Origin of the sequence: Chryseobacterium sp. 3008163 (genome assembly GCF_003669035.1) — a bacterium.
Lineage (GTDB): Bacteria > Bacteroidota > Bacteroidia > Flavobacteriales > Weeksellaceae > Chryseobacterium.
This window is the reverse complement of sequence record NZ_CP033070.1, coordinates 952945-979427: the sequence shown is the minus strand read 5'-3', so window position 1 is coordinate 979427 and position 26483 is coordinate 952945. Positions and strand designations below refer to the sequence as shown.

The 26483-nt window shown below is 33.5% G+C and carries 33 protein-coding genes; 13 read left to right on the top strand and 20 right to left on the bottom strand.

The genetic code is table 11. From position 1 onward, the window contains the following. The first annotated feature begins 18 nt into the window (after nucleotides 1-18). The 4 genes from EAG08_RS04270 (at nucleotide 19) to EAG08_RS04255 (ending at nucleotide 3521) form a co-directional block, all read left to right on the top strand. On the top strand, nucleotides 19-813 hold the full coding sequence (locus EAG08_RS04270; protein WP_129534377.1) for a sulfite exporter TauE/SafE family protein: 795 nt from the start codon (nucleotides 19-21) through the stop codon (nucleotides 811-813). Nucleotides 814-1026: 213 nt separating this feature from the next. Further along, entirely contained in the window at nucleotides 1027-2439 is a 1413-nt protein-coding gene (locus tag EAG08_RS04265; RefSeq protein ID WP_129534376.1) for an MBL fold metallo-hydrolase, read from the top strand. A gap of 23 nt (nucleotides 2440-2462) precedes the next feature. Next, nucleotides 2463-3026, top strand: coding sequence for a YeeE/YedE family protein (locus EAG08_RS04260; RefSeq protein WP_129534375.1), 564 nt, complete (start codon nucleotides 2463-2465; stop codon nucleotides 3024-3026). A 12-nt stretch (nucleotides 3027-3038) separates the two neighbouring features. Continuing rightward, nucleotides 3039-3521, top strand: coding sequence for a DUF6691 family protein (locus EAG08_RS04255; protein WP_228446766.1), 483 nt, complete (start codon nucleotides 3039-3041; stop codon nucleotides 3519-3521). Nucleotides 3522-3652: 131 nt separating this feature from the next. Here EAG08_RS04255 and EAG08_RS04250 read toward each other — a convergent pair whose 3' ends face one another. After that, complete coding sequence (locus EAG08_RS04250) at nucleotides 3653-4243, bottom strand: LytR/AlgR family response regulator transcription factor (protein WP_262696798.1); 591 nt, start codon at nucleotides 4241-4243, stop codon at nucleotides 3653-3655. A 118-nt stretch (nucleotides 4244-4361) separates the two neighbouring features. Here EAG08_RS04250 and EAG08_RS04245 point away from each other — a divergent pair, with 118 nt between their 5' ends. After that, nucleotides 4362-4577, top strand: a complete 216-nt coding sequence (locus tag EAG08_RS04245; protein WP_164998522.1) for a tetratricopeptide repeat protein — start codon at nucleotides 4362-4364, stop codon at nucleotides 4575-4577. 171 nt (nucleotides 4578-4748) lie between these two features. Here the strand turns inward: EAG08_RS04245 and EAG08_RS04240 are convergent, their stop codons facing one another. After that, a complete protein-coding gene (locus EAG08_RS04240) occupies nucleotides 4749-5921 on the bottom strand; it encodes a metallophosphoesterase (RefSeq protein ID WP_129534372.1) in 1173 nt (390 codons plus the stop codon). Nucleotides 5922-6120: 199 nt separating this feature from the next. Here EAG08_RS04240 and EAG08_RS04235 point away from each other — a divergent pair, with 199 nt between their 5' ends. Genes EAG08_RS04235 through EAG08_RS04230 form a run of 3 tightly spaced genes read left to right on the top strand, consistent with a single transcriptional unit; the run spans nucleotide 6121 to nucleotide 7615 of the window. Then, entirely contained in the window at nucleotides 6121-6927 is an 807-nt protein-coding gene (locus EAG08_RS04235) for a sensor histidine kinase (RefSeq protein ID WP_129534371.1), read from the top strand. Further along, nucleotides 6924-7088, top strand: coding sequence for a hypothetical protein (locus EAG08_RS22885; protein WP_317126306.1), 165 nt, complete (start codon nucleotides 6924-6926; stop codon nucleotides 7086-7088). Before EAG08_RS04235 ends, EAG08_RS22885 begins: the two co-directional genes overlap by 4 nt. Before the next feature lie 2 nt (nucleotides 7089-7090). Beyond that, nucleotides 7091-7615: a LytTR family DNA-binding domain-containing protein gene (locus tag EAG08_RS04230; RefSeq protein ID WP_317126305.1), complete on the top strand. Its 525-nt coding sequence runs from the start codon at nucleotides 7091-7093 to the stop codon at nucleotides 7613-7615. Between the two features lie 8 nt (nucleotides 7616-7623). Here the strand turns inward: EAG08_RS04230 and EAG08_RS04225 are convergent, their stop codons facing one another. The 13 genes from EAG08_RS04225 to EAG08_RS04175 all read right to left on the bottom strand — a co-directional run bounded on the left by EAG08_RS04225 (nucleotide 7624) and on the right by EAG08_RS04175 (nucleotide 19178). After that, complete coding sequence (locus tag EAG08_RS04225; protein ID WP_228446765.1) at nucleotides 7624-7971, bottom strand: hypothetical protein; 348 nt, start codon at nucleotides 7969-7971, stop codon at nucleotides 7624-7626. A 93-nt stretch (nucleotides 7972-8064) separates the two neighbouring features. Beyond that, the gene (locus tag EAG08_RS04220) at nucleotides 8065-8508 is read right to left on the bottom strand and encodes an MBOAT family O-acyltransferase (RefSeq protein ID WP_129534370.1); all 444 of its coding nucleotides are present in this window, start codon (nucleotides 8506-8508) and stop codon (nucleotides 8065-8067) included. A gap of 757 nt (nucleotides 8509-9265) precedes the next feature. Further along, the gene (locus EAG08_RS23095) at nucleotides 9266-9454 is read right to left on the bottom strand and encodes a putative quinol monooxygenase (protein ID WP_410493308.1); all 189 of its coding nucleotides are present in this window, start codon (nucleotides 9452-9454) and stop codon (nucleotides 9266-9268) included. A 228-nt stretch (nucleotides 9455-9682) separates the two neighbouring features. After that, nucleotides 9683-10642: a nitrilase family protein gene (locus tag EAG08_RS04215; RefSeq protein ID WP_129534369.1), complete on the bottom strand. Its 960-nt coding sequence runs from the start codon at nucleotides 10640-10642 to the stop codon at nucleotides 9683-9685. 46 nt (nucleotides 10643-10688) lie between these two features. After that, entirely contained in the window at nucleotides 10689-11009 is a 321-nt protein-coding gene (locus EAG08_RS21825) for a helix-turn-helix domain-containing protein (RefSeq protein WP_228446764.1), read from the bottom strand. A gap of 11 nt (nucleotides 11010-11020) precedes the next feature. Next, entirely contained in the window at nucleotides 11021-11533 is a 513-nt protein-coding gene (locus EAG08_RS21820) for a DUF6597 domain-containing transcriptional factor (RefSeq protein WP_228446763.1), read from the bottom strand. Nucleotides 11534-11795: 262 nt separating this feature from the next. Continuing rightward, nucleotides 11796-12641 carry a GNAT family N-acetyltransferase gene (locus EAG08_RS04205; RefSeq protein ID WP_129534368.1) on the bottom strand — a complete coding sequence of 282 codons (846 nt, stop codon included), beginning with the start codon at nucleotides 12639-12641 and terminating at the stop codon, nucleotides 11796-11798. 37 nt (nucleotides 12642-12678) lie between these two features. Next, complete coding sequence (locus EAG08_RS04200; protein ID WP_129534367.1) at nucleotides 12679-13179, bottom strand: hypothetical protein; 501 nt, start codon at nucleotides 13177-13179, stop codon at nucleotides 12679-12681. A gap of 171 nt (nucleotides 13180-13350) precedes the next feature. Then, complete coding sequence (locus EAG08_RS04195) at nucleotides 13351-14718, bottom strand: serine hydrolase (protein WP_164998521.1); 1368 nt, start codon at nucleotides 14716-14718, stop codon at nucleotides 13351-13353. 160 nt (nucleotides 14719-14878) lie between these two features. Beyond that, the gene (locus EAG08_RS04190) at nucleotides 14879-15712 is read right to left on the bottom strand and encodes a helix-turn-helix domain-containing protein (RefSeq protein ID WP_129534365.1); all 834 of its coding nucleotides are present in this window, start codon (nucleotides 15710-15712) and stop codon (nucleotides 14879-14881) included. Nucleotides 15713-16151: 439 nt separating this feature from the next. Continuing rightward, entirely contained in the window at nucleotides 16152-17636 is a 1485-nt protein-coding gene (locus EAG08_RS04185) for a serine hydrolase domain-containing protein (protein ID WP_129534364.1), read from the bottom strand. A 103-nt stretch (nucleotides 17637-17739) separates the two neighbouring features. Further along, nucleotides 17740-18543: a DNA alkylation repair protein gene (locus EAG08_RS04180; protein ID WP_129534363.1), complete on the bottom strand. Its 804-nt coding sequence runs from the start codon at nucleotides 18541-18543 to the stop codon at nucleotides 17740-17742. Further along, nucleotides 18540-19178 (bottom strand): peroxiredoxin-like family protein, encoded by a 639-nt coding sequence (locus tag EAG08_RS04175; protein WP_129534362.1) that lies wholly within the window; start codon nucleotides 19176-19178, stop codon nucleotides 18540-18542. The genes EAG08_RS04180 and EAG08_RS04175 overlap by 4 nt, the downstream gene beginning before the upstream one ends. A 373-nt stretch (nucleotides 19179-19551) precedes the next feature. On the opposite strand from EAG08_RS04175, the gene EAG08_RS04170 reads away from it, so the two are divergent. From EAG08_RS04170 to EAG08_RS23090, 3 genes are read left to right on the top strand one after another with little or no spacing between them, the layout of a single operon-like run. Then, complete coding sequence (locus tag EAG08_RS04170; protein ID WP_129534361.1) at nucleotides 19552-19950, top strand: LIC_13387 family protein; 399 nt, start codon at nucleotides 19552-19554, stop codon at nucleotides 19948-19950. After that, nucleotides 19947-20486 carry a TetR/AcrR family transcriptional regulator gene (locus EAG08_RS04165; protein ID WP_129534360.1) on the top strand — a complete coding sequence of 180 codons (540 nt, stop codon included), beginning with the start codon at nucleotides 19947-19949 and terminating at the stop codon, nucleotides 20484-20486. The genes EAG08_RS04170 and EAG08_RS04165 overlap by 4 nt, the downstream gene beginning before the upstream one ends. A gap of 38 nt (nucleotides 20487-20524) precedes the next feature. Next, nucleotides 20525-21073: a DUF2867 domain-containing protein gene (locus EAG08_RS23090; protein WP_129534359.1), complete on the top strand. Its 549-nt coding sequence runs from the start codon at nucleotides 20525-20527 to the stop codon at nucleotides 21071-21073. On the opposite strand, the gene EAG08_RS21275 is transcribed toward EAG08_RS23090, so the two are convergent. Continuing rightward, nucleotides 20975-21277 (bottom strand): hypothetical protein, encoded by a 303-nt coding sequence (locus tag EAG08_RS21275; protein WP_164998499.1) that lies wholly within the window; start codon nucleotides 21275-21277, stop codon nucleotides 20975-20977. The genes EAG08_RS23090 and EAG08_RS21275 overlap by 99 nt on opposite strands. A 92-nt stretch (nucleotides 21278-21369) precedes the next feature. On the opposite strand from EAG08_RS21275, the gene EAG08_RS04155 reads away from it, so the two are divergent. Continuing rightward, a complete protein-coding gene (locus EAG08_RS04155) occupies nucleotides 21370-21711 on the top strand; it encodes a winged helix-turn-helix transcriptional regulator (RefSeq protein WP_129534358.1) in 342 nt (113 codons plus the stop codon). A 170-nt stretch (nucleotides 21712-21881) separates the two neighbouring features. Here the strand turns inward: EAG08_RS04155 and EAG08_RS04150 are convergent, their stop codons facing one another. Beyond that, complete coding sequence (locus EAG08_RS04150; RefSeq protein ID WP_129534357.1) at nucleotides 21882-22328, bottom strand: GNAT family N-acetyltransferase; 447 nt, start codon at nucleotides 22326-22328, stop codon at nucleotides 21882-21884. A gap of 89 nt (nucleotides 22329-22417) precedes the next feature. Between EAG08_RS04150 and EAG08_RS04145 the strand changes: the two genes are divergently transcribed. After that, nucleotides 22418-23869, top strand: coding sequence for a PLP-dependent aminotransferase family protein (locus EAG08_RS04145; protein WP_129534356.1), 1452 nt, complete (start codon nucleotides 22418-22420; stop codon nucleotides 23867-23869). A 150-nt stretch (nucleotides 23870-24019) separates the two neighbouring features. Here the strand turns inward: EAG08_RS04145 and EAG08_RS04140 are convergent, their stop codons facing one another. From EAG08_RS04140 to EAG08_RS04130, 3 genes are all read right to left on the bottom strand, one after another. Further along, nucleotides 24020-24571: an ASCH domain-containing protein gene (locus EAG08_RS04140; protein ID WP_129534355.1), complete on the bottom strand. Its 552-nt coding sequence runs from the start codon at nucleotides 24569-24571 to the stop codon at nucleotides 24020-24022. Between the two features lie 562 nt (nucleotides 24572-25133). Beyond that, on the bottom strand, nucleotides 25134-25355 hold the full coding sequence (locus tag EAG08_RS04135; protein ID WP_129534354.1) for a hypothetical protein: 222 nt from the start codon (nucleotides 25353-25355) through the stop codon (nucleotides 25134-25136). A 2-nt stretch (nucleotides 25356-25357) separates the two neighbouring features. Further along, nucleotides 25358-26284 (bottom strand): IS1595 family transposase, encoded by a 927-nt coding sequence (locus tag EAG08_RS04130; RefSeq protein WP_129534353.1) that lies wholly within the window; start codon nucleotides 26282-26284, stop codon nucleotides 25358-25360. Between the last annotated feature and the right edge of the window lie 199 nt (nucleotides 26285-26483).

The following is a 26483-nucleotide window of genomic DNA, read 5'->3' as shown; positions in this document are numbered from 1 at the left end:
CTTTATAAAAGTTAAAAAATGGAAATTTTCGGATATGTAGCATCTATTTTTATCGGTATTTCTTTAGGACTAATCGGCGGTGGCGGAAGTATTCTTACCGTTCCTGTTTTGGTTTATCTTTTTGGTATTGATGCTTTTCTGGCAACAGAATATTCACTTTTCATTGTGGGAATCAGCAGTTTGGTTGGTTCGGTTTCTTACTTTAAAAAAGGATTGGTTAATCTGAGAACAGCTTTCATTTTCGGCGTTCCATCGATCGTTTCTATTCTTCTAACAAGAAATTATCTTTTACCTCTTATTCCTAATGAAGTTTTCACTTTTGGAAGTTTCATTGTGACCAAAGACATTTTTCTTCTGTTGCTATTTGCAGGATTAATGATTACCGCTTCCTACAAAATGATTCAGAAAAGCGTGGAATTAAAAATAGAAACAATCCCTTCACAAAATAACAATACACCTTTGGCAGTAGCTGAAGGTTCTGTAGTTGGTATTTTGACAGGTTTGGTAGGAGCAGGAGGCGGATTTATGATCATTCCTGCCTTGGTCAATCTTCTGAAAACGCCAATGAAAGTCGCTATCGGAACTTCTCTGGTCATCATTTCTTTAAATTCTCTGATCGGATTTTTTTCATCAATGAATCACATCAAAATCGAATGGAATTTATTAGGAAACATTTCCGCAATCGCCATCTTCGGCATCATCATTGGTTCTCAGTTATCAAAGAAAATTGATGGTAAAAAACTGAAACCTGCATTCGGATGGTTTATTCTGGTGATGGGAATTTACATTATTATCAAAGAACTTTTCTTCTAATATTATTTGGGCAGCTTTATCCGCCTTCCACTCCCGCTTTTTTGCTCGTCGTTCCTCCTCACAAAAAGAGCTCCGCTCAAGTCGGGCTGCAATCATTCGGTGTTTCAAAATAGGAGATAATTAATTAAGACTCTTATGTAACAAAAGTAGCTGTACAACAGAATTCAAACACGGAAATTTGTATCAAATTAAAATTAAATAAAAAATATCAAAATGAAAATAGAACAGATTTACACAGGATGTCTCGCTCAGGGAGCATACTACATCGTTTCTGAAGGTGAAGCGGCAATCATTGATCCTTTAAGAGAAACCCAGCCTTACATCGAAAGACTGGAAAAAGACAATGTAAAACTCAAATACATTTTTGAAACCCATTTTCACGCAGATTTTGTGAGTGGCCACGTTGATCTAAGTAAAAAAACAAATGCGCCAATCGTTTATGGACCAACGGCAAACCCAGAATTTAATGCGATTATTGCCGAAGATAATCAGATTTTTGAAGTGGGGAAAATCAAAATAAAAGTTCTGCACACGCCGGGACACACAATGGAAAGCTCTTCTTTTTTATTAATTGATGAAAACGGAAAGGAAAAAGCACTTTTCAGTGGAGATACTTTATTTCTTGGCGATGTCGGTCGACCGGATTTAGCTCAGAAAGCGGCGAATATGACTCAGGAAGAATTGGCAGGGCTTCTTTACGAAAGTTTATACAAAAAAATTCTGCCTCTGGACAATGAAATTATCGTTTATCCTGCTCATGGAGCTGGTTCTGCCTGCGGTAAAAATATGCAGAAAGAAACGGTTGATATGTTGGGTAATCAAAAGAAAACCAATTATGCATTGAATCAAAAAGATAAAGAAAGCTTCATAAAAGCTGTTACAGACGGGCTTCTTCCACCGCCTGCCTATTTCGGGATGAATGTAGCGATGAATAAAAAAGGCTACGAGAGTTTTGATGAGGTTTTGTCAAAAGGTCTTCACGCTCTTTCTCCTGAAGAATTTGAAGAAATGGCAGAACATTCAGGAGCTTTGATTCTGGATGTCAGAAATAATGAAAATTTCGCGAAAGGTTTTGTTCCTCAATCTATTAATATCGGTTTAGATGGAGATTTTGCACCTTGGGTCGGCGCTTTGATTGTAGATGTAAAACAACCAATTTTATTAATTACCGATGAAAATAATGAGGAGGAAACGGTCACGAGATTAAGCAGAGTAGGGTTTGACAACGTTTTAGGTTTTCTGAAAGGTAGTTTTGAAGCCTGGAAAAACAGCGGAAAAGAAATTGACAAAGTTCATCGAATTTCTGCTACAGATTTTGAAAAGGAAATTGAAAATAAAGAGGTGAAAATTATTGATGTACGAAAAGAAAGTGAATACGAAGCAGAACACGTCGATAAAGCCTACAATAAGCCTTTAGCTTACATCAATGAATGGATTAACCATATTGAACCGACCAATCATTTTTACCTTCATTGTGCAGGTGGTTATCGAAGTATGATGGCGGCGAGCATTCTTCTGGCAAGAGGTTACAGAAATTTCACCGAAATTGAAGGTGGATTTAATGCAATCGCACAAACTGATGTTCCCAAAAGCGATTTCGTTTGTCAAAGTAAAGTTTTGAACTAATTTTGAATTAAATAAGTAAATTAATGTTAGATATCATAAAAGAACCCTGGCCGTGGTATGTTGCAGGTCCGCTGATTGGTCTTACCGTTCCGGCTTTGCTGATCTTAGGCAATAAATCTTTCGGAATCAGTTCGTCATTGCGACATATTTGCGCAGCCTGTATTCCGGCAAACGTGAGTTTTTTCAAATATGACTGGAAAAAAGAATCCTGGAATTTATTCTTTGTCCTTGGAATTTTCTTCGGAGGAACGATTGCTTCTCATTTTCTTGTTAATACCAGAGAAATTACAGTCAATCCAAACCTTAAAGCAGAATTGGCAACCTATGGGATTACTGATTACAGCAATCTTGTTCCGACCCAACTGATGAATTTTGAAAGTTTATTGACGTTGAAAGGATTCATTCTGATGGTTGTCGGCGGATTTCTCGTAGGCTTCGGAACAAGATATGCCGGAGGTTGTACCAGCGGACACGCGATAATGGGACTCTCCAATTTTCAATGGCCGTCTTTGGTAGCAACAATTTGCTTTATGATTGGCGGTTTTTTAATGGCAAATGTGATTTTGCCAATCATTCTTTCACTCTAAATGTATTTAATAATGACAAAAGAAAAAGATATACGTCACCAAGATACCATTTGTACCAACGAAAGTCATCTTCAGCATAAATGGTATCACAATTTGAAATATTTAATAATTGGTGTTTTGTTCGGAATTGTGTTTGTGAAAGCTGAAATTATCAGCTGGTTCAGAATCCAGGAAATGTTCCGTTTGCAGTCATTTCACATGTATGGCGTGATTGGAAGCGCAGTTGTGACGGGGACGATTTCCGTTTGGATCATCAAAAAATTCAAAATAAAAACCATTTACGGAGAAAAAATTTCAATTGCTCCTAAAACTTTTAACAAAGGACAGATTTACGGAGGTTTGATTTTCGGTTTTGGCTGGGCAATTACCGGAGCTTGTCCCGGTCCTTTATTCGCACAGATTGGAACAGGAGCTTTTGCTGTTATTATTACTTTGTTGAGTGCTGTTCTCGGAACTTGGGTCTATGGATATTTCAGAGATAAGCTGCCGCATTGATTTTTAGAATGCCATTTAAAGAATTGTAATATCATTAAGTGGGAAATTTTGTAAATGAAATATTAGAATGGTTTCTTTAGCGTACATCACTGATATTGCCTTTGTAACGAATATTAATTTTGATTGAAGATTCAACTTAACAGTTGATTGATGTTCTCTTTATAGGTTTGTCCAATTGGTATTTTGTGCACTTCAATTAAGATCCTATTACCTTCAATTTGTTTGATTTTATTTTTGGCAACAATAAATGATTTATGGGTTCTTATAAACTCTAATTTAGGAAGCAACTTTTCAAAATCTGAAATTTTTTGAGGGCTAACAATCATCTCATTCTTTAAATAAACTTTGATAAAATGTCCGTAAGCTTCTATAAATAATACATCTTCAAAATGAATTTGATGGTGTTTTTTATCACCTTTTAAAAAAATACTACCGGCATCTGCTTTGGTTTCAGTCGTTGATAAGGTCGGTATATCTTTCTTATTTTGAACAGTAGAAATAGTTTTGTTAATCGCTTTTACAAATCGCTCAAAATTAAATGGCTTTAATAAATAATCGGAAATATTGAGTTCATACCCTTCTAAAGCAAATTCTTTGTAAGCTGTCGTCACAATTATTTTGGGCGGATTGGGCAGGATTTTTAAAAAATCGAAACCAGATAATTTGGGCATATTAATATCCAAAAACAACAAGTCTACTGCGTTTTCATTTAAAAACTGCATCGCTTCAAAGGCATTATAGCAATTTCCTTTCTTTTGCAGATGTGCTTACATAGACGCCATTAATAAAACTGTTAAAAGCAATAAGAATGATTTTTTGAATAAAATTGGTTACGCCTTTTTGAAAGAAAAATCCGTTGATAATGCGATTATAGTATTTCAGGAAAACGTGAAAATATCTCCAAATAATGCAAATAATTGGGATAGTTTGGGTGAAGCCTACTTGATAAACGGCGATAAAGGAAATGCATTAAAATCATATCAGAAGGCTTTAGCGTTAGATCCAAATTCGGAATCGGCAAAAGCAATGATTCAGAAATTAGAAACCATTAAATAAAAAAAATGGGTAGTAGTTTAGTTTCCGTTGCGTGCTACAAATGCAACGGAAACTCATTTTAAGGTTTAACTGGTCTAAGATAAATCAATGCCAAGAGCAAAAAACACCTGCAATGCAAGCACAATTAGATTAAATAGGGATTTTTGGTGATTTAATATAAAGAGGTTCATTCTATATCTCTTTCTTTTCTCCATTATGCAAAACTCTGTAATATTTATTTCCTTCAATCAACAGACCTTCTGATTTTTGGTTGGGAAGACTTTTAGAGTAATCTTTTGGGTGTTTTACATCAATTCCTATTACTTTTTCCTTGTATTTTCTATTGACTTTTGATTGTAGTGTATGCCCAACAACTATTGATTTTGCACCGAATTTATTTAATCCTCGTTCTACTTCTTTCTGGGTCAAATCATCTTTAAAATAGCCTCTGTACCATGCAATTCCTTTGTGAGAAGAAATTAACAATTGCTCCAAATTTTTCTGCGGATTCGGATAGTAAGGCTTATAATAATTGCTACGAATAATTTGATTGATTTCGTCCAAATTTGTTTTGTAACCTGCTAAATCTGGATGTATTCCGCCATGTGCAAAGAGAATTTTGTTAATTTTTTCAATTGAATTTTTGCTCGATATCCATCTTCCAAGAAATGAATTGGTACTATACAATTCGGTTTGTTGCTTTTTTAAAATAGAAGCAACGTGATAATACTTGAGCGAAGTATTTTCAAAATTTCCCTGCATATTTTTCAATTCGTGGTTTCCCAAAATGTAATGAACATTTCCGCCTTTTTCTTTTGCTTCTTGCTCCAATTTGTAAATAAACCAAAGCACTTGCGTAGTTGAAAAATCTCTATCTACAAAATCTCCGAGCAAAACAAGATGGCCATTTCCAAATGTCCAATTTAGCTTATTGTCAACAACTTTATTGGTAATTAAAAAATCTCGAAAGGTTTTAAAACCGCTTTCAATATCAGAAATAGCTAAAATTTTAGCGTTGTCGTCGTAAGTGTTTTTCGGAATTTCGATTTTGTTGTTGATGGTAAATTCAAAATGGGTAGAATCTAATGGAAAATAACAAGACACAGGAATTTTTGGATCCAAAGGATAATCTTTTTGGTCTAAATAAAATCCGTCATTTTGATTTCCTCTAACGTAATTTACAGTTACAACGCTGTCATTTTTATCAAAAATATATGGGCCATCTTTATCCCAATTCATCATTTCAGGATTTTCCGCATACCGAAAACTGGCTCCGTGATACAATCCGAATGAAACAGCAATAACTCCTATTACTACAAATGTGATAATGATATGTTTTGCATATCTCAAAAATCTCTTTTTCATTTTTCGATTAATTTCTGTAAACCTATTAATGATTGTTCCGTTTCTAAAACAATTGTGACAAACAACCTCTGTAAATACATAAACAGTATTTGCATAAGTTCAAAGTGCTTTCATCACTCATTTTCATCATTTCAAAACGCTTTGGCTGTCGTTTGTCAACACGCTTGCAGAGGCTTGTTTATAGTTGTAATATTGCAATATGATGGCTCTGAAAAGAAATGTAAAATGGATTGTGATTGCATTATTGGCAATAGTAGTTGTTCCTGTAATGATTACGGCTTATGAAGTAATCTTTACGGAAAACAAATCCGTTGTATTTTTAGGAAATTACCACCCGAAAGTTGCCATCATTGTAATTTGCTACTACGTTTTGCTTTTTTGTTTGGGTGTAGTTTTGTTAGTTCGGGAAATTATTTTTATCACCAAACTGAAAAACGAAAAAATGAAAGCCGAATTGATGCTTTTGAAAAGCCAGGTCAGTCCGCATTTCTTTTTCAATACGCTCAATAATTTATATGGTTTGGTGGCAAAAGACCCCAAAAAAGCACAAGAATTGATACTGAAACTTTCAGATATGATGCGTTACAGTATTTATGAAGGCGAAAAAGAAACAGTAAAGATGCAGGAAGAAATTGATTTTTTGAAAAACTATGTCGAACTCCACAAAATGCGTTACCATAAACTGATAAGCGTTGATTTTTATTGTAATATTGATAAAAATCTAAAAGTTGCTCCCTTGTTGTTTATCATCCTTTTAGAAAATGCTTTTAAGCACGGAGTCGAAAATTTGAGAGAGAATGCTCATGTCAAAATTAGTTTGATAACTTCACAAAACGAAATCTGTTTCGCCATTGAAAACAATTTTGAAAAAACTGAAAATCAATTCGGGATTGGCTTAAAAAATCTGAAAAGAAGATTAGAATTAATTTATCCCAATCAACACGAATTGACTTTTTCGGAAACAGAAAATGTATATCAAGCTCAACTAATTTTAAAACAATTATGATAAGCTATTTAATCATCGATGATGAACATATTGCCCACGATATCATTAAAGGATATTGCGATTTGATACCAAATATGCAGTTGATGAAAAACTGTTATGATGCTTTGGAAGCCTTTGAATACTTGAACAAAAATGAAGTGGATTTAATTTTTTGGATTTGAATATGCCTGTTTTAAAAGGTTTTGAATTTCTGAAAACCTTGCAAAACCCACCAAAGGTAATCGTAACAACTGCTTATCAGGAATTCGCTCTGGAAGGATATGAACACAACATTTCGGATTACCTGCTAAAACCTTTTGGTTTTGAACGGTTTTTAAAAGCTGCAAATAAAGCGATTAGTTCGGTAGTTCAAAAGACTGTTTCTTCTGAAAAAAATGACGTTCCAAACCGAATCTTTGTTCAAAGCAATAAAAAGCACATTCAACTAGAAACAGAAAATATTTTATACATCGAAGCAACAGGCAACTACACCAAAATAATAACCACGACTGAAACCATTACCATTCGTGAAAAATTCTCTACTTTTTTAGAACAATTGCCTAAAAACGATTTTGTGCAAGTTCATAAATCATTTGCAGTTGCTCCAAAGCAGATTAATAGTGTTGAAGGAAACATTATATTTATTTCGAATTACCAAATTCCAATTGGCAAAATTTATAAGATGAATATTGTAAAATTGTTAAAGTAGTTTATCTGTTACATTCTTGATCTCGCCACTTTAAGTTCAACAAAACCAAGTAAGGCAATATTTATTATTTCAGTCAAAAAATAGGTTGTTCCTAATATTGTGAGGAAAGAATAGTATTTAATCAATAATCCTAATGTCACGACGCAATAAAGAAAGTTTGCAACAGCAATAATCCTGATGAAAATTGTCCAATATTCTTTTAAAAAGAAAAAACAAACTGCAGAATAAATACAAAAAATGCTTGCTACTACAGAAAGATAAGTCAATACAGTTTCTGGCATTCCAAAATAATGGGTTAGATTCCGCATTACTACAAACAGGAAAAATGCAGTGAAAAATGCACCCAAACTGTCCATCAAAAAAGCGTTTTGGGTTTTTCTGATAAATGATTGACGAGATTAGTAATTATTCTGTTCATCAAAGCTTTTTTTGATTCCTCTTGCTTAAATTTAATAATAATAAAATATTGTGTTTAAGTACTTTGTCAAACAAAAACACATCGTTATTATTGAGACGTTTGCAAAAGCTCTAAAAATCCATTTTTTATTTGATAGGTCATAGTTGTTAAATGTTGAAATCGCAACCACTGTTCCCATTAAAAGAAACCAAACAGAAAAAAATAACGAAAGCTTTCCTCTAATTAAAGTGGTAACTAAATCGTGAATCAATCCGGAAAAAATAAATGTAAAAAATAAAGCAAGCCCTTTAGGAAATACCTTTTTCAAGGGTTTGAATATTTTTGAGCCTAAATAATATCCAAAAATAGGATTCCAGAAATTCCAGAATTCTGCAAAGTTTTTGGCACCCAGCGACCGCTGTAAATTATTCCGAAGTGATTTTGAATGTCCCATCGTAACACCATTTTTCTTTTTTACATATTCGGATAATGTCATTTAACATTTTATTTTTTAGTTGGTTAATTTTGAATTCCGTGATTTATTGTTACATTACGGTTACTATGTTGAAGTCTGTGAAATTGTTAAGCCTTTAACTGATGTTAAATTAATAAAAAAGCTGAAGTTAGTACTTCGGCCCCATAACGCAAAAACCCTTGTGACAGACAGTTTTATTTTAATTCATTGTTTTCATAAAATTCCTAATTCAATAGTAAAGCAATGTCCCATAAATCAAAATCAGTACTGTAGTGTTTAAGTGAATTACCACAGTGAACAATGACGGTTTCTTTATGAGGAACGCTGCAAATAATCTGTTTTCTAGTTTTCTTTCTGTTTTTACTGTTAACAAAAATACAGCAAGCAACAGCGATATAAAAACGGCAATCGCTGGAATAACTTCCAGAAAACTTAATTTTGTCTATTTAATATTTTTGCGAAAATAGGATATAAGTAATAAAGAAAATGATTGTTAATAATCATTTTTCAAATATTGTATTTTGATTATGTTTTCATCACCTAAAACAATTATTCTCATTAAATAAATATGGCGCCAACTGTCTTTAGTTGGCGCCATTTGGCTGTGTGTGAACATGACAGGACTTACCCAAGCCAATTAATAAAAGATAATGACAATATTTTAAACGTTTTAAATGCTATTTAATAGTTATACTATATACGTATTAGAATTACTTTCCAATCTTATCGAAAATCTGAGGCATTGTGTTTGGGTCTAAAGTGGTCATATCTACCAATTTTAAGGATTTAAACATTTTTTAAGGGTTGTGGTTTTATAATGCTGAAAATGGGGTGTATGCAAATGAGATTTATAGGTTTTTTGATTGGTGTATATTTCTATTATCTTAATCTGTAAAGGATTTTCTTTTTGTGAACTTGACAGGATTCTAATCAGACCATTTGTTGATCGTTGTAGGACAAGAATCAATGCAGCTTTTTATTTAAGGTGCAATATACTTGGATATACCAATTTTTCACTTAAAGTACTGATTTTTACTACTTATAGATAAATAAACTGACTTATAAATCAAAGTAATATTTTAGTTTTTTGATTCGGTACATTCAAGTATATAATTGCTTTGATTTGAATTGAAAATAGGTGTTCAATATCACTGGAATTTGCACGCATGTATAAAATCCATATTGGTGGTAGTTTTTATTTTTTTTCGCCCGTGTTCAACCAAATTACTTTTTGTTCCGAATCGTGATCTTTCCCTATGATGTCTCGGTACAAATCTGGTTTTCTGGATTTTATATAACGATTTCCACCTGCATTAGCAAGTTTTTCGGGGGTAATGGTTGCTGTCACAAAGCTATCGTCAAATGAACGACATTCTGCAAGAATATCTCCATATGGATCTATTATCATTGAGCATCCATTTTTCAATTGATCATCGTCCATTCCAATTGGATTTGAGAATACTGCGTATATCCCATTGTCATACGCTCTTGCTGGCAACCATTTCATGAGCCAAGCCCTGCCTTTCATACCGTCAAATTCCAAACGTAATGAAGTTGGGTCAGCTTCACGGTTTAGCCATAATTTGGGATCAACAAAGCCGGCTCCCGGTCGGGTTGATGGTGTACACATAGTTACATGTGGCATAAAAATGATATTTGCACCCAATAGCGTTGTCGCTCTTACATTTTCAATGATGTTATTGTCGTAGCAGATCAAAATGCCACATTTCCACCCGTTGATCTCAAAAATAGTATAGCTTTGTCCAGCAGTTAAATATGGATTTATGAAAGGGTGTATTTTACGATGTTTCGCAATTAACCCATTTTTATCTACACAGATGTATGGCTTGTATAAATTGTCATTTTCATCCTTTTCAAACAGTCCGGCTAAAATTACAATGTTATATTTGGTGGCGATCTCTATTAGTTTTTGTGTGCTCTCACCACTGGGGACGAATTCGGCCAAATTAAGCATTTGTTCTTTGTTAAGATGCCTTGCAAATGTGTAACCGGTAATAGAACATTCGTGAAAGGCAATTACATCAGAACCTTCTTCGAATGCTTTTTTAGCAAGTTTTTCAATTACTGATAAATTGTAGGCTTTGTCAGCATTTTTAGCCTCGAATTGGGCTGTTGAGATTTTTATTTTGTCCATTTTTTTTTGTTTTAATATTTAGGACAAAAGTAGCTTGTGAGTTTTTCTATAAATTGTACAAATCCGACATCGGTATCTCATTAGATTTTATTTCCATAAAATTTATTGCTAATCTATTGGTATTTTTTAAATATTGAGTAGGAGTTATGCCCGTATATTTTTTAAATTCTTTGATTAAATGCGATTGGTCAGCATACCCAGCGTCGTAGCATAAATCGGTAATATTGCTTTGGCTTGACTTGTACTTGAGTAGGTTCAAAAAGAAATGCAACTTTACAATGTTTCCAAACTTTTTTGGATTTAACCCAATACATTCTTTAAAAATTCTTTCGATGTGCCTTTCCGAATAACCAGTATGTTTTACCAAATGATTTACAGTTATTGCCCCTTTGTTTTCAGAATGTAATTTAATGTTGGATGAATAAGATTTTGGTTTGAAAGATTTTTTTTAGCAGCCTGTTTAATAAAAAAAGCATTCAGGATTTGTATTTTTGTTTCTAAATAGGATACTTCAGATAATTTTTCATAAAGCAGCGAATCCTTACTGCCAAATATATCTTCTGTCGCAACAATGCTCTCTCGCATTTCATTTGCGGATATTCCCAATAAATGATTGAAACCATAAGGTTGAAAAACGACAATAATTATTGATGTTTTTCCTGCCAAATACAAATCTCTAAACGTACTAATCTGTCCATACAAAAACGAATTTGGATAATTTAAAGTACTAGTGCCATGAGTGTTTGAAATAAGATTGCCTCTAAAAGTCATAACCATACCAGTGTTACCATCAGAAAACAAGCGAAGTTTTTTTGATAGAGTTCCTTCACTCTCTAAAAAAAGATAGTGCTTGATGTAAGGTGATAGTTCTTTTGTTGGTGCTATCTGCATTGTGACTTTAGTATTGAACTTGCAACTATTTTTGAGACAAAATTTATATACTCTTTACGCTGCATTTTTATATTGATTAGACATTAAATTTTGCTATTTTCTTATAGTTAAATTTCCTAAACTGTAATTTTTTATGATCTCTTCTTAAAGATAAAGAGTAGGAATTGTGTCCTAAATAAGCTAACAACTTCATTTGTGTGTTGCTATATTTCTTGTTTGTTTTGTAAGGTTTACGGATAGCCAATGATGTAGGTGATGGTTTCTATTTCAAGGGCAATTCCATTTCGTATTGTCGAATGAAAATATCCATTCCTATGCCGGTCATAAATTTTAGTGTTTCTTCTGAAGTATTGTCAATATTTGTAGCAGAAACATCTGTTGTATAATTTGTTGCAATGTGTGCTAAAAGTTGCCGACCAACGCCTTTTCTTCGGTAATTTTTGTCAACTGAAAGTTGATGTATCCTTTTTGTTTTTGGATTAAAAATAGTGTAACCTAATAATTTTTCCCCGTCATATATCCCTATAGAGATGTTAGAATTTTTCAGCTTTTCGACCGCTGTAATTGAATTTTGCCACGATGGTTTCAAATCCCAAAAGAAATGAAGTTTTTGCCAGTCATACGCTTCCAATTCACGAATTTCAAAATCATCATTAGTACTAGTTATATTTAATGAACCTTTATAACAATTTAATTCTCGGATGATTTTGAACCCTATGTTTTTATAAGTTTTGATTGCTGGCTCATTTGTAGTAATTACCTCAAGTAACAACCTGTCAATATCATTTTCGTGCAAAATTGGTAAAACATATTCATACAGTTTTGCGGTTAATTTATTTCCTCTTTTGGACGGAATTACACCTGTTCCTGCATTATACACAATTTTTAAATTGTCGATAGTGCCATACCCATGAAGTATAAAAGCAATTAATTGATCATCCTCGAATGCTCCTACAGAAAATTCAAGTTTAATACTGTCGCTTTTTATTTTATCTTCCAATTGCTCTTTAGTTAAGCAAAAAGGAACAACGTAGTCTGAAAATGACAAATTGAAAACTTCTAAAAGTTTTTCGGTCGGAATGCTCTCTAATGTTTTTAGGATAGTCATAAATTACAATAAAAATTAAAGCCAACAAACTATAAATTTAGAACTTCGTTTTGTCAATTTGAGTTTCATCCAACGGCTCATTTATTTTGGTATAGGTATCTGCAATACTTGCTCCGCCAGAACAATAAAAATTGAGAATGCTACTATCTTCTTTTTTCTCGGTTTCGATGGTAATGCCATTTTCGCTGAAACGAAACATTACCTTTTTATCTTGAAGAACCGATGTGTAGGTGTTTTCATCCGATTTTTGAGCAATAGCATCAAATGTGCAGGTAGGTTTCTTTTTATCTGCTCGTGAACGAACTGCTATTTTTAATTGATTGTCGCTATCTTTACTCACAATAACTGCAACCCAATCGTATCCTTCCTTTCTTTGGTTGTACGAATTGTTAACATAGTTTCCGTCAAAATCATCGTTTTTAGCTACTTTTTGTTCTGTTTTATTTTCTTCTTTTTCTTGCTTTTTGGTTTCAGTATTACAGCTGGAAACCAATAAGATTATCGTTGTAGCGAAGAGTATCTTTTTAAGATTTGTCATGATTTATTATACTTTGTTGCTTGCTGTAAAGGTACCATTATTTAATAAGGTCGGGGGCTTTTCGATGGTGGAAATCGGAGTACAAATCTTCAGTTTTGTACCGCAGCTCAATCAAAGAACTATCCGTTGAAGTTTGTAGTTACACTATTGCAAAACCCTTGTTAGCGGTAGTTATTTCATTAGCAGTTTATATTTTAATTGAGCATCATGGTCTTCTGGCTCTTTTTCAATGTATAACTTTAGATATTCAATCGCTTGTTTTTTTTGACCTGAAACCCGATATGCCTCACTTATATAATAATAGCCATAGGTTGAGTTTGGGAAAAAGTGAAGATTCAACTTAAACAAATCTATGGCCTGATTAGTCTTTTTTTCGAACAATAGCTTAAAACCATATCTTTCAATAAGATTTTCTCTTAATGAATATTTCTTTGAATTTTTTTCTATTTCCTTAATGCTAGCTTCATAACCTTTGTCACATACTGTCTTAATGATATCTTTAGTATAAAAAAAATTGTCAATGGATGGTGTTGAACCCACTAGTTGTTTTTTAATCAGATTACTCGCTTCCCAATAATTTTCGACTTCTCCATTGGTTAGAATGACGACAGTATAGCCCAAATCCGGATAGATCATTATTTCACAAGCAATACCATCGTGTCCGCCAGTATGTCCAATAATGCGGTGCCCGTTGATTGTGTTTTCTTCAAATCCATAGCCATACATTCCTTCTCTGTACTTCACTTTACCTGATGTACAAAGCGTTACATTCTCTTTACTCAATAAAATATTGTTTTGTAAAGCATTGGCGAAATTCAACAAATCGTCAGCTGTTGAATAGCCACCACCGGCAGGTGTTCCTTTGGCTAAATTTGAGAAAATATTATTTTTCCATTGTCCCGGTTCTTCTAATGACATTGTATAGCCGGTAGCCAAATTTGGAATCGCATTATCCAATTCGTAAGCATCCGTATTGATCATTTTTGCAGGTTGATAAATGTGTTCTTTTACGAAATCAAAATAATTCTGACCCGACACCTTTTCAATGATTAATCCTAAAACCATATATCCGGAATTGCTGTAGTAGAAGTCACTACCCGGCGCAAAGGCCAGTTTTTTATCAACAAACAAAGGAAGGTAATCAGAAACTGTTTTGAAGTTTACTTTTGCAAGTTTGTCATATTCCTCCCAAAAACTCTGCATTCCTGAAGTGTGCGTTAATAATTGATGGATGGTCACAGAGTCGGCCACCGTTTTATTAGGATAATCTGTAAGATATTGGCCTATTTTATCTTGAAGCGAAATTTTCCCGGATTCTACCAATTGCATAATAGCCGTTGCTGTGAACATCTTATTAATAGAAGCTAAGTTGAACTTCGTGTCCGGTTTATTTTTAACACCGTCCGGCAAATTGGAAAAACCAAAGGCTTCTCTATAGATTGGTTTGCCATCTTTTGCAATAAGAACAACACCGCTTAGATTATTCTCTTTTTCAAGAATTTTTAAGTGAGCCTTTATCGGATCAACGATACTTTTCAAATTTTGTGATTGGACAATAATAGGCTGTAAAAAAGCTATGAAGAAGACAGTTGTAACAAAATATATTTGACGGGTTGTTGTCATAATGGGTATCATTTTATGATTAAAGGGCAAAAGTAATTTAATCATAAATCGAAAAATTGTACAAGTGTAAACCCATCTATAAAAACAGCCAGTGAATTTGTTTTTTTTCCAGCGCAGTCGTTTTTTCAAAAAAAACTTTGGGAGAGAACCCTGTCACTGATTTGAATTCTCTTATCATATGCGACTGGTCAAAATAATCAACACCATAGGCGATATCCGTTAAGTTGTTTCTTGCGTTTTTTGATGCGTATTTATTAACCGCATTTCTAAACCTTAGAATCTTTTTGAATTGAGATGGTGTTTTACAGATATGTCTGCCAAAGTGTTTGTTCAGTGTGGTACGCGAAATAGCATTTTTTTCGCACAGTTCTGTAATGGTTACAGCGTCATTTTCATCACACATCATTTCAGACAAAACAGTTTCAAGGAAATGATGCTGAAATTCTCTTAATTTGGACAACCAATACCTTTCAACAGCCTCAATTTTTTCGATATCATTTTGTAAAGAAAGAATTTCGATCATCGCTTTTCTATAGTCTTCATAAGGTGAAAATTCAGAAAAGTTTGAACTGTTGTAATGGCTTAATTCGTGCTCCAAAAATGAATTAATAGCCAACGGTTTGAAATAGATCGTGATTTCGTTTATTTTCCCTTCATATTGTACATACACCGGCTTATTGAAATCAGATACCAAATTGGTTTCAACCGCATTGTCATCGCACTGCCTGATGATTAATTGATTTCCTTTATTAATAGATTTTGATTTTTCACTGCTTGATACAATGGTAAAAATAGATGGAAAGGTGATGTATTTGGCGGGTTTTTCTTCAGAGGTATGGGTGAGTATATAGATACACTCAATGTATTTTGTAAGTAAAGGATTTAAAGGAGAATAAACTTTTATTTTCATAAGTTGTAATTGGGCGTTAGAGCTCAACTAGCTGTTTGTATCCATATTTGACTAAAATTGGATTCATTTGCTGTCAACGAACCTTTTGTCTTTTACCGTTGTCACTAAAATTACTGCTAACTCTCAAATATCCGAAGGTTTTTCAAAACACACAATATTTATCAATGACTCATGGTTTTTTATATTTGTAAATATTCAAAATACGAAGCGCAAATTTACTTGCCATTTTTGCTTAGTCTGTTGAATTAATACAGCAATTTTCACTCTTGTGTCATAATTCATTATACTTTGTTGTCAAGGCACCATTTATTAATACAGTTTCCGGGTTTTGCGATGGTGGTAATCGAAGCGCAAATTTTCAATTTTGCACAAAAATTCAATCGAAGATACCGTTGAACTTTGTAGTTCCACTATTGGAAAAGCCTAAAGTTTTTTGGCATTATTTTTTATCGTCTAAATATTTGCGGGCATTTGTATTGTCTGGATTTAGTTCCAAAGATTTTCTATAATTAATAACTGCTTCTTTTCGGTTTTCTAAAGTTTCTAGGGTTTCACCATAGCTATCATATACATTCCAACTTTTAGGGAATAAAAGTGTATTTAACTTAAAAATCTGCAATGCTTCATTTTTTTTATCTTGTTCCAATAGTTGATACCCCCAAGTGTTCACTTCTTCTTCCGTTAAGGTGTAATTTTGATTTGTTTGTCTTAACTTTTGATAATTATTATAAGGGTTTTGATAGTTGTTTTTTATAAGGTTTTGACGTAATAATTTTAAATTTTTGCTGAGGCCAAAGCCATTTTTTATTTTCATATCAGGGAAATAATATCCTGCAATTTCATCTACGAACCATTCTGGATTTGAACCTTGAAGATTCGTTAATACCACAATAGATAAATTATCTTTTGGGTATACAAATAAAGTAGAACGCATTCCGCCGACTGGTGCTACAGCACGGTGTTCGTCTCTTTCTACAGTTGGCCATCCTAAAGCATAACCGTTTGTCAATTTATTGAACCCACCAATTTCACCGTTGTTTAATTTTGTTGTAGTAAACATTTGACTGATGCTTTCTTTGTTTTTTAATAGTTCCCCATTTTGTAAAGCAATAAGCCATTTACTTAAATCTTCGGAAGTAGAAATAATTCCGGTTGCAGTTCTAAAAAACAAAGGGAATGAAATATACGAATTGTGTAATTTTCCGTCATTAATCCATTTACCGCCATCATTAAAAATCGTTGAATATGAATTTGAATTATTGGGAATAATATCATCAGAATCTCCAAATCGGGTAGAAGTCATTTGACAAGGTTTGAATTGATTTTCTTCTATGAATTGTGTGAAATGTTGACCACTTAGTGAATTAATAATTCTTCCTAAAATATAATAACCAGTTTGATTGTAACTAAATTTTTCACCAGGTTTAAATTCCATTGGCAATTTCTTAACCATTTCCCAATTTTTACTTTCCAGGCCATCTCCCAAGAGTTGTTCCTTGCCATCTATATTGTTTGGAAGTCCAGAAACATTGCTTAATAATTGTTTGATTGTAATTGATTTCCAATTTTCCGAAATATCCGAAATATGAGAAGAAATGGGATTATTAATATTTAGTTTTCCCTGCTCTTGCAATTGCATAATGGCAATTCCCACAAAAGCCTTCGTTATAGAATTAATAGAAAAAGTTGTTCTTGAATTTGTAGGGACCTGATGCTCTATACTTGAGAAACCATAATTTTGTAACTTATCTAATTTTCCATTTTTGATTATAGCCAATTGAAGTCCCGGTATTTTGAGTTGGGTCATCTTCTCTTTGATAAAAGTATCAATGCTATCAGCAGTATTTTGCGCTATTACTTGTTGTGAAAATAATGCTATGATAAGTAGCAAGATTGAGTTAACAGTTTTGAATGTTTCTTTCATCTTATTTATTGATTTGTAAGTATGACAACTATGAACTTTATTATGTTACATAGTCGTGTGAAAGTACAGATAACACACAAATATCTGAAGGTTTTTCAAAACATTACTTATTGATAGTCCTCAATGCTTTTTTCGTGATGTACTTTGTTTCTTTCGTATCACTTTCTTTTTCCCAACGTTGGCAAAGTTTTTGAACAAATTCGGGTTGCGTTTTACTTGCATCGTTCAACCAATTACCAACGCTATCCTGAACGTATTTTAATTTATCAGACTTTAACGGTTCTAAAATTGACAAAGCCAATTCGGGATTTTGTTTTAATTCTTCAATGTGTTCGCACCAAACGCCACGAGGTCGGGTTGCTTCGCTTGCAAAACGTCTTATGTTTTCGTCTTTATGATTTGTCCAGCCTGACAATATTTCGATACTCTTGGTAAGATTTTGAGCAATTTTCGCTCTTACAGCCAACCAACTGATCTCCCTTACGCCAAAATGCTTATCCGCTGAAAAAGGCTGGATTTGTTTAAGCATTTCCGTAATGTTCAGCTTTTTATTTTTACCAATGGTATAAGTTGTCCAACAACGCACTAAATCAGCATTATGCTTTGATATAATTGCTAAAAATTCTTTGTCATTATTTTGTGTTGCCTGTTCAAATAGTCCTGTTCCGATAGCTTCGTTTATCGTATTGACGGTTTGTTTTTTAAGTTGGTCAATTTTTGAAAGAATAGGCTTTAAATAATGGGGTTTTTGATGTTCTACAAGTAAGTTTTCCAATAAAAGGCGTTGGTCAACAGCCAACCATTCTACGAGATTGGCTGTCTCAATTTCCCCACGATTAAGCTGTACTAAAATATTTGCCGGAATATCCTTTGTGCTTCTTGCTCCTTTTCTTTTTATTTCTGTCATAATTGCTCAATCAATTCTTTGATATTTATCCTCTTCATATAATTGGTGTCAACAAACCTGTACGTAATGCGACCATTTGTATCTATTACGAAAACGGCAGGCACAGGCAATTCGTTATTATCATTTTCGTTGTATTCTGACAGCTCAATACCTAAACTACCATAAGTAGGAATAACATAATCCTGAAGTCCGAATGAAATACCAAGCTGTTTAGCCAAAGCATTGTTTTTGTCCGTCAATAATTCAAAATCTAAAATGTGATTATCCTTTAATTCTTCGCTATAATCAACAGTTTGCGGTGAGATTGCCACAAGTGTTGCTTTTCTGTCGGTAATCTGTTTCAGACTGTCTTGCAATGCTTTCAATTCAAGATTGCAATAAGGACACCAACTGCCACGAAAAAAAGCTACAATCACTTTTCCGTTTTGTAGAAGCTCTTGTAACTTTACGATTTCATTGTTTGTATTGGGCAGACTAAAATCAGGAAACCTATCACCTGTCGCGATACTGTTTTCTTCGATGTTCTTGGTTTTCAAATCCTGAATAGATTTCCCGAATACCTCTAAAACTTTTGTCGGAAGTTGTTTGGCTAAATTTTCATTTAGTTCTTCTATTTGTGTTTCTAAACCCTTCATATTAAATTTTTTATTTTTACAAATATGTGTGCTTAAATTGAGAGCTACAATACCGCATATAATTGTCTCTATGGGACAAAAAAGTCAATTTTATGAAAACAAAGGAACGAGCGGTACAAGAAAAAATTTGCCCGCTGGAAATAATTGTTAATGTAATACGACACTACACAAAAAAACAAACATAAATTTATATTGTAACTATACTTAGGATTTATGAATTCATTTAACGTAAATCAAAAATCAGTTTAATTTAAGTATATGAGGTGTCGGTTTAAACTAATCAGATATTTTGATTCAGTTTAAGCAATTGTTCAATAAAATATAATACATTTGCATACCATACCATGAGGTATGGTATGGTATGCAAAACGAAATGAAGAAGTTGAACTATTTTAAAATCGGAGCGTCATCTTATATGTTGCTGGGTGCATTACATCTTGTTTATTTAATTAGTACGCCAAAGCGTCCTGAAAACGTAATGCAAGTCTATTTAAAAATGAAGAGGACGACTTTTGATTTTATGGGAGAACATACAGTAATGCAATTTTATACGGGATTTAGTGTCATGATGGGATTTATGCTCTTTGCATTTGGATTTCAGTCATTTATGATTAAACAACCTAGTAGGTCTGCTATTTTTGCAAATATTTTCCTTTCGCTTATAGCATCCATTATTGCGGTAATTTACTTCCATCCCTTGGCCTATACTTGTTTACTATTCGCAACACTTTGCTTTACATTATGTTTAATTAATTCAAGAAATAGAACATGAAAAAAATAGAAAAAACAGATTGGTTTGAAGATGGAATGAAAGTCCTGAAAACAGAAGGTTTCCAGCGGATTACCATAGACAACCTTTGCAAGTCTTTGCAAGTAACCAAAGGCTCATTCTACCACCATTTTAAAAATACGGAGGGCTACATTGAAGCATTGATGAAATATTGGCAGAATAAAAACACACTTGAATTTATTAAGTATACTGAAGAACAATCTGATATTCAGACAAAATACTTCATACTGAATGATTTGGCTGGCTCCTCATCCCATAAAATTGAGCAGGTGATCCGTGCGTGGAGCTTCTCGAATGAAACTGTCAAAGAATATGTAAAACAGGTTGACAATATGAGAATGGAATATCTTACTGATTTAAATATTCAAAAAGGTCTAGATCCAAAACAAGCTAAAAATTCCGCAATCGTGCAATATGGAACGTTAATAGGAATACAACAATTACTTCCTGATATATCAAAAGATGAGTTTAATGAGTTATATCAAGTTCTTATTAAAAATAAAACAGATAACGAATAAAACGGTCTAATGGTAAGTAATCATTTTGAGATAATCATATGAATTTAAAAGTAAACAAGGTTAACGTAGATAAGGCGTTTTTAGCTAATAAATATCTTCCAGCAAATTATGCTGATGCCTTTGAATGTATCGCTCCGATTTCTAATCATGTAACTCCCGACCATTTGCAGGTTGCTTTTTGGGGATCAGAAAAAAGTTGGATAAAAGCATTATTCAAATTGCGTAACATGTTGGTCAAACCTTTTGGTTTAAAGACATCAAAAAAAGAAAGTACTGTCAGTATTGCAATGTGTATAGAAAAAGGTACTAGCCATCATATTGCTTCGGTTTCGGATAGGTCTCCAAATGAAACCATCCTTTTATTGGATGATAGGCATTTGAAGGCGTATATATCAATTTCGATAGCAGAAGCAGAAGACGACCTGAAAAGAGTGACTGTATGCACTATTGTCCACTTTCATAACTGGTTTGGATACCTCTATTTTTACTCAATTGACCTTTTTCATAGCATAGTGGTAAGGAGTATGCTTAAACGTTCGATTCGGGCTAACCTGCAAAAAAGCTACAATCACTTTCCTATTCTTTAGAAGCTTCTTTAACTCTACGGTTTCATCAATTGTATTTGGCAGGCTGAAATCGGGAAACCTTTCGCCTGTTCCAATACTGCTGCCCTCAATACCTTGGGCTTTCAAGTCTTGAATGGATTTGCCGAATACCTCTAAAACTTCTGTGGGAAGTTGTATTGCTAAATTTTCATTTAGTTCCTCAATTTGTTGCTTTAAATTTTTCATATCTTGTTTATTATTTTTGCAAAGTTTTGAAAGTAAATTCAGAACCACAATACCGCATATTATTGTCCCTATGGGACAAAAAAGTCAATTTTATGAAAACAAAGGAACGAGCGATAGAAGAAAAAATTTGTCCGCTGGAAATAGCTGTTAATGCCATTAGTGGAAAATGGAAAATCCCGATTGTATGGCGTATAAACGAAGGCGAAAAACGTCCGAGCGAAATGTTAAGAGGTATCGCAAAAGTCGACAGACGTGTTTTGAACCAACAATTAAATGAAATGATTGCAGATGGTATTTTAACCAAAAAATCCTTTAACGAATTACCGCCTCGTGTCGAATATTCTCTTACCCCACTTGGCGAACAATTAGTAGAGGTGCTTTGGCAATTGAACGATTGGGGGAAGGTCTTATTAAAGCATTCCAATGAGGAATAACAAATAGTCAAATTTGTGATCAATTGTAGTTTGTATAATTGTTTTTTACTTTCCATTGCTGATGAAATAGTTCTGCTTCTTTTTACAATCTCTATTCTTTTATAAACATCAAATAATTTCATTTAGCTAACATTATCAAAAAGGCGAACCGATTAAGTCCGCCCTGTCCGTCATTTCCACCAATAGTAATAATTGTGATTGCCGTCGTACTCAAATCCGCAACGTGGATAGAGCTTGTTGCCTATGTCGTTTGTTTTTTCGGTTTCAAGCATCAATCCGCAAGCCCCTGTTTCATCGCACCATTGTTTTGCCTGGTCTATCAATGCTACCGAAAGCCCTTTCCCTCTGTAATCGGGGTGAACAAACAAATCGCTCAACAACCATTGCTTTGCCAATTTGATGTAATGGTACAATTTGTACAACTGAACAAATCCGACTGCTTTGTCGCCTGCATACACGACAAAAATATGCGATTGGTCATTGTTTAAGCGTTCCTCTATAAACTTTTTGCACTTTTCGTAATCGTCCGCTTGGCGGTAAAAAACCCGATAAAGGTTAAATAATTCTGCTGTTGTGTCTAAATCTTTTAACCCTACTTTTTTAATGTTGTACTCCATTGTTTTTGATTATTTTGAATGAGATAGCAAAATTATATTTTAACAGGACTATCTTTGTAGTCCAATTTAGATATAAAAGGTAGTCCAGAATGTTACCATACGAACACATCATCATTATAGATAAAGAAAGTAAAATTCCTGTTTACAGGCAGATTGCTGTATCCATCATCAATGCTATCAGAAATGGCACTTTGAAAGCCGGAACACACCTGCCCAGTAGCCGTGAATTAGCTAAAACGTTGGGTGTTCACCGCAAGACGGTAATTGCAGGTTATGAGGAATTGGACGCACAGGATTGGATTATGATTGTTCCAAGAAAACACGTGGCTGTTTCGGAACACATTCCGTTACTCAAACCTCAAAAGTGGAGCGAACCCAACAACATACTGACAGCCTATGAAAATGATTTGGATATACCTTTTAGAATGATAGAAGAGAAAGGATTTGAGGAAAATAATGTTGTATATCCCGATATTATTATTGATGACGGACATCCTGACGTAAGATTATCGCCAATAGATGATTTATTGAAAACATACCGCTCACTTACGTCAAAAAAGTATGCTATTAAAAACGCAAATATCGGAACTACGCAGGGAACACTGAAACTTCGGGAGGAACTGGTTAATTACCTGTCGGTAACAAGGGGGATAAACATTTCGGCTGATCATATTTTGATTACTCACGGGGCACAAATGAGTATTTATTTGTCTGCCCAACTGCTTTTAGGGCGTTCGTCCAATATCATTGTAGGTAAACCTAATTATCCTGTTGCCAATAAAACTTTTGAAGAAACCGAAGCGACCATTATTGAGGTAAATGTAGATGACAAGGGCATTGATACAGATGCCATTGAAAAGATATGTAAACGGACAAAAATTGATGCCGTGTATGTCATTCCTCATCATCATTATCCTACAACCGTAACGCTAAGTGTGGAAAGACGAGTGAAATTACTGGAACTTTCCAAACAGTTTTCGTTTGCCATTATCGAAGATGATTACGACTACGATTATCATTATACCTCTTCGCCTTACCTGCCTTTGGCAAGTGGAAATCACAACGGAAACGTGATTTATATTGGCTCTTTTTCCAAACTATTAGACCCTGCTTTACGTATTGGTTTTATGGTAGCTCCGAAAAATTTTATTGAACAATGTACGGCTTTCAGAAAAATAATAGACGTGGGTGGCGATGGATATATGCAGAATGCTTTGGCTGCCTTGATAAAAGAGGGCGAATTGAAAAGACATCTGAAAAAAGCCAAGAAAATCTACCACCAACGAAGAGATTTTTTAGATGCGTTACTGAAAGAAAAATTAGACGAGTATGTTTCTTATACGATGCCAACAGGCGGAATGGCTGTTTGGATAACGCTTAATAAAGGGTTTTCTGTCGAGCAATTACAATCAAATGATGCGTTGCAGATAGTCAGATTAGATAATGAACTAAATTCTTTTAGGTTTGGTTTTGCTTCGATGAATGAAACAGAATTACAATTGGCTGTAAATGCGATAGAAAAATTGTTAGTGAAAAATTGATTTTTTGTAAAATATCAAATAATGTTTCGGTGCTTGCGATGGTGGTAAATCGAGCAGAGACTTTCAACTAAAATACAAAATTGAACCGAAGCGCAAAACTTGAATTATAGACTTTCCGCCCGCGATTTCCAATAGCTGTAGTCAGGTTTTTCACCAAATAGTTTCAAAATATTCGCATACAATTTCCATTTCTTCGCTCGGATATTCATTGAATTCTTTCATTTCATTAGTGTAATAATCCCAATGTGCTTTTTTCCAATAATCCAATGTTTTATCTCCTTCCCCTTCAATTTGAGCGTATTCTGGTGTAATATCTTTAAATTTAACTATTTCTACTTTTATTGTCTTTATTATTGCTTTAGGTTCTCCATCCCAATTTGTAACAATAGCAATATCTCCAATTTTTGGAAATGGTTCATTATTTTTCTTAAACCACCATACAGATGGTGAGGTAGCTTGTTTAATTTTTTGAACAACTAAGTCGGCACATTCATCAGCCTCTCTTTTATTATCACAAAAGAAAAAAGATTGAGGTTGCTCAACATTAGTATATTCACTATTGTTTTTTTGAAATTCTTTCCAATATTCTGTCATAGAATTTATGGTTTCATAATTATTTTTGTTACTCGTAATTATTGTCTTTTTATTTTGATCGCAAGACATTAAGGTTATTAAAATAAAAGGAATTATTAATTTTGACACAGTTTTTTTTTTGGTTACAGCTAACGTTTTGGGGCTTTGCGTTCAGGCGGGAAATCGAAGCACAAAAGTTGATATTATTACTAAAGTTTAATTGAAATACTACCGTGGAATTTAGCACTCAGTCTGCCTGACGCAAAACCCTTGTTAGCAGATGTTTTTCTATTTAATTTCATTCCATTTATATTTAATAAACAAAGGTAACTACATACCACTTTACACAAAGTTAGGAAATAGAAAGTAAATAGAATTTGTTATATATTTACAAAAGGAAAAGGGACGGTGATTAGACCGCCCCTAAACCTAATTACTTTTTACAGCTTTTAGGTTTACTTCTGTAAAAGAACGATCTACCGTCTTTCGTTGGTACATGAACTTTTACAAACTTGGTTTTAGGTTTTGCGCCCATAATATTTCAAGTTTTAAAATGACAACCACCACCGTGTCATCTTCGGTGCTTCTTCGTTTCACCGATTAGACATTTAAATGGATAACCTTTTATAAATATAGAAATATATTCTGAAGTAAACCAAAAAAATACTCTCTAGTTATTTAGAGAGTATTTTTAGTTTTTAACGTTGAATAAACTTTTCATCACCTTATCGAAATCTGTAAGCTGTTCAATGTATTCTGCGATTATGTACGATTTCCTTCCAACAATAAGAATCTTCTTAATGTCTATCTTTAAATCAGGATGATTTTCTTTTATGTCGGCAACGTCAAAATATTCGATGCCATTCATTATTACGCTTTTCACGCCTTTTTGTTTTAGTTCTTGTACTAACATATTTAAGCTGCTAAGTCTTTATACTTTGTTCTCACATCACTATTTACTAATAAATGTTTGAACTTTTCATTATCCGGAGTCTTTCTTAAATTGAATCTGTAAACAAACTCGTCTACATATTTTTGAAGGTGTTTTCGAGAAACGTGATTATACATTCCGGAAACGCTCTTCTTTAAAATATTCCAACTTCCCTCTATATTGTTTGTGTGAATATTACTATCCTGTAAACTTACGTATTCTTTTTTGGAATGATCGATTATCTTATGGTCGTAATATTTGTTTAATCCGGTATACCCATGCCATTCATCACTGATCAGTATTGTAGTTTCAGGATTTACCAACCTACAAATTAATGGCTGTATACTAATTCTCTTTGTGTCCGGAACTACAAATGCGTTCATCTTTCCGTCCCTCTGCAGCATTCCCATTACAGGTGTTTTGTCTTTAAAGCTTCTACCTTGAGAATTATGTACTTTCTTATCCTTGTGTCTGTTTTTATTTTTCCCTCCGATAAAAGTTTCGTCACATTCTACTATTCCTTCAAGTTCATTATTGTTTTCTATTCCGAAACAAGCTCTGATTCTTTGAAGTACAAACCAGGCTGTCTTCTGTGTAACGTCAATATCTTTTGAAAGCTGAATAGAACTAATTCCTTTTTTATGTGAAGTTACAAGCCAGATTGCCAAGAACCATTTACGTAAACTGATCTTTGTGTTTTCAAACATTGATCCTGTTTTAACATTGAAATATTTACCAGTATTTTTACATCTATACCTATCTCCTTTACATTTATAAACAGCCGACGATGAATCAAAAGGACTGACAATAATGCCGCCCCATCTCATTTGTTCTAAATGTTCAATGCATTTTTCCTCTGTAGAAAAGGTATTAAGTAGCTGTAATACCGATTTAATATCTGTGTTTATCATTACGTGTAAAATAGCAACACAAATTTACAAAATATTTTTAGTTAGATGTTGTTTTTTAACACTTTAAACCATTATTTTTGCCAGAATATTTATCGAAAAAAAAATAAAGCGTTTGCTTTTATTCTGTTGAAAGGAATCTGACAATTCAAAACAACACTACAGAATAAACAGTTGATGTTCATGCCTATGGCGTGGGTCT

Excerpts from the sequence above, each read along its gene's own strand:
- EAG08_RS04270 (WP_129534377.1), top strand. The coding sequence starts at position 19 with ATGGAAATTTTCGGATATGTAGCATCTATTTTTATCGGTATTTCTTTA.
- EAG08_RS04265 (WP_129534376.1), top strand. The coding sequence starts at position 1,027 with ATGAAAATAGAACAGATTTACACAGGATGTCTCGCTCAGGGAGCATAC.
- EAG08_RS04260 (WP_129534375.1), top strand. The coding sequence starts at position 2,463 with ATGTTAGATATCATAAAAGAACCCTGGCCGTGGTATGTTGCAGGTCCG.
- EAG08_RS04255 (WP_228446766.1), top strand. The coding sequence starts at position 3,039 with ATGACAAAAGAAAAAGATATACGTCACCAAGATACCATTTGTACCAAC.
- EAG08_RS04250 (WP_262696798.1), bottom strand. The coding sequence starts at position 4,243 with ATGCAGTTTTTAAATGAAAACGCAGTAGACTTGTTGTTTTTGGATATT.
- EAG08_RS04240 (WP_129534372.1), bottom strand. The coding sequence starts at position 5,921 with ATGAAAAAGAGATTTTTGAGATATGCAAAACATATCATTATCACATTT.
- EAG08_RS04235 (WP_129534371.1), top strand. The coding sequence starts at position 6,121 with ATGATGGCTCTGAAAAGAAATGTAAAATGGATTGTGATTGCATTATTG.
- EAG08_RS22885 (WP_317126306.1), top strand. The coding sequence starts at position 6,924 with ATGATAAGCTATTTAATCATCGATGATGAACATATTGCCCACGATATC.
- EAG08_RS04230 (WP_317126305.1), top strand. The coding sequence starts at position 7,091 with ATGCCTGTTTTAAAAGGTTTTGAATTTCTGAAAACCTTGCAAAACCCA.
- EAG08_RS04225 (WP_228446765.1), bottom strand. The coding sequence starts at position 7,971 with ATGGACAGTTTGGGTGCATTTTTCACTGCATTTTTCCTGTTTGTAGTA.
- EAG08_RS04220 (WP_129534370.1), bottom strand. The coding sequence starts at position 8,508 with ATGACATTATCCGAATATGTAAAAAAGAAAAATGGTGTTACGATGGGA.
- EAG08_RS04215 (WP_129534369.1), bottom strand. The coding sequence starts at position 10,642 with ATGGACAAAATAAAAATCTCAACAGCCCAATTCGAGGCTAAAAATGCT.
- EAG08_RS21820 (WP_228446763.1), bottom strand. The coding sequence starts at position 11,533 with ATGCAGATAGCACCAACAAAAGAACTATCACCTTACATCAAGCACTAT.
- EAG08_RS04205 (WP_129534368.1), bottom strand. The coding sequence starts at position 12,641 with ATGACTATCCTAAAAACATTAGAGAGCATTCCGACCGAAAAACTTTTA.
- EAG08_RS04200 (WP_129534367.1), bottom strand. The coding sequence starts at position 13,179 with ATGACAAATCTTAAAAAGATACTCTTCGCTACAACGATAATCTTATTG.
- EAG08_RS04190 (WP_129534365.1), bottom strand. The coding sequence starts at position 15,712 with ATGAAAATAAAAGTTTATTCTCCTTTAAATCCTTTACTTACAAAATAC.
- EAG08_RS04185 (WP_129534364.1), bottom strand. The coding sequence starts at position 17,636 with ATGAAAGAAACATTCAAAACTGTTAACTCAATCTTGCTACTTATCATA.
- EAG08_RS04180 (WP_129534363.1), bottom strand. The coding sequence starts at position 18,543 with ATGACAGAAATAAAAAGAAAAGGAGCAAGAAGCACAAAGGATATTCCG.
- EAG08_RS04175 (WP_129534362.1), bottom strand. The coding sequence starts at position 19,178 with ATGAAGGGTTTAGAAACACAAATAGAAGAACTAAATGAAAATTTAGCC.
- EAG08_RS04170 (WP_129534361.1), top strand. The coding sequence starts at position 19,552 with ATGAAGAAGTTGAACTATTTTAAAATCGGAGCGTCATCTTATATGTTG.
- EAG08_RS04165 (WP_129534360.1), top strand. The coding sequence starts at position 19,947 with ATGAAAAAAATAGAAAAAACAGATTGGTTTGAAGATGGAATGAAAGTC.
- EAG08_RS23090 (WP_129534359.1), top strand. The coding sequence starts at position 20,525 with ATGAATTTAAAAGTAAACAAGGTTAACGTAGATAAGGCGTTTTTAGCT.
- EAG08_RS21275 (WP_164998499.1), bottom strand. The coding sequence starts at position 21,277 with ATGAAAAATTTAAAGCAACAAATTGAGGAACTAAATGAAAATTTAGCA.
- EAG08_RS04155 (WP_129534358.1), top strand. The coding sequence starts at position 21,370 with ATGAAAACAAAGGAACGAGCGATAGAAGAAAAAATTTGTCCGCTGGAA.
- EAG08_RS04150 (WP_129534357.1), bottom strand. The coding sequence starts at position 22,328 with ATGGAGTACAACATTAAAAAAGTAGGGTTAAAAGATTTAGACACAACA.
- EAG08_RS04145 (WP_129534356.1), top strand. The coding sequence starts at position 22,418 with ATGTTACCATACGAACACATCATCATTATAGATAAAGAAAGTAAAATT.
- EAG08_RS04135 (WP_129534354.1), bottom strand. The coding sequence starts at position 25,355 with ATGTTAGTACAAGAACTAAAACAAAAAGGCGTGAAAAGCGTAATAATG.
- EAG08_RS04130 (WP_129534353.1), bottom strand. The coding sequence starts at position 26,284 with ATGATAAACACAGATATTAAATCGGTATTACAGCTACTTAATACCTTT.